General features: G+C 21.5%; 2 protein-coding genes. Both read right to left on the reverse strand.

Annotation, left to right across the window (positions count from 1 at the left end; translation table 11 throughout):
• On the reverse strand, positions 1–616 hold a 616-nt coding region (locus LDP10_RS02885), incomplete at its 3' end, for a class I tRNA ligase family protein (RefSeq protein WP_265197243.1).
• A 762-nt stretch (positions 617–1378) separates the two neighbouring features.
• On the reverse strand, positions 1379–1457 hold a 79-nt coding region (locus LDP10_RS03580; RefSeq protein WP_414734441.1), incomplete at its 5' end, for a hypothetical protein.

Here is a 1457-nt window from a genome sequence, read left to right on the forward strand (position 1 = left end):
TCCATTTTTCTAAAAAATCACTAAAAAATGGTAAATTAAAAAATAAATGAACAGAAGTACGTACAATAGGAACAGAATTAGATAAAACAGATAAAGGATTAACTAAATCTATGGCAGAATAAACAGCACCGCACACTTCGCAATGATCCCCATATTGATCCTCAGATTCACAAGAAGGACAAAATCCTTTTACAAAACGATCAGGTAAAAAAATTTTTTCTTTATCGTCATATAACTGAGAAATATTACATTCCTTAATATGACCATTACTATCTAATAAATTATATATTTTTTGTACTAAATTGTAATTTTCCTTACTATGTGTTGAATAATAATTATCATGAGATATCTGAAAATTTGAAAAATCATATTTATGTTCTTTATAAATTTTAAAAATTAATTCTTCAGGTAAAATATTTAGTTTTTTTGATTTTAACATTACAGCTGTACCATGAGCATCATCAGCGCAAATAAACCATACTTCATGACCTATCATACGATTATAACGAACCCAAATATCAGCTTGAATATGTTCTAGTAAATGGCCAAGATGAATAGAACCATTTGAATACGGTAATGCACAAGTTACTAACATCCTTTTTTTTAAAAAACTCATTTTAAACATCTCTCAGGCAAACACTGTAACAAAAATATATATAAATTATATTAACGATTAATTTAATCTTAAAGATCTTACCGCCTTCAAAATTTTATAATTTAAATACATATACCCATTACAATTATTATAAAAAATACAAAATTCGATTGTTATATCGATAAAATCACATATTAAATATTTCAATTGCGCGTCAAAAACAATTCGTTAATATGGAAAAATTATACAATTTTTTCTTTCCATCTAAAATATATAAATTTAAATCAATTATTAATTTAAAGTAATTGAAAAAAACTAAATTAAAAAAAATAGTTAAATTTTTATAATTTTTATTACCTTAAAAATAATACCTGATACTCAGATAGTTATCTTTAAAAAATCTAGAGAACAAAAATCTTACAACTTATAATGAAATATTAAAAACATAATTATTAATGGTTTTGATAAAAACAATAAAAACATAAAATTTATTAATAGAATCTTCAATTTTATTAATCAATAATTACGAAAAACTTTATATATCTTATATATGATCACTATAAAAATAATATTTATAAAAATTTCTTTATATTTTATATGTTAATATCAAAAAAAAAATAATTTATGTTTTTGTTTAACTAAAATAAAATATTATTTCTATTAATCTTTTTAGTACCTGAGTTCGTATTTATCTCTGGTACTAAAGAATAAAAATATCAATTATTCAGTACATGCCGTAAACATATTTCTTAAAATAAATTTAATATTTTTATCAAAATATTTTTATTCTAACCAATTGGTATGGAAAATACCATCTTTATCAATACGTCTATACATATGAGCTCCGAAATAATCTCTTTGT

This window comes from Buchnera aphidicola (Pemphigus obesinymphae) (assembly GCF_026122815.1).
In the GTDB taxonomy this organism is placed as follows: domain Bacteria; phylum Pseudomonadota; class Gammaproteobacteria; order Enterobacterales; family Enterobacteriaceae; genus Buchnera_C; species Buchnera_C aphidicola_BJ.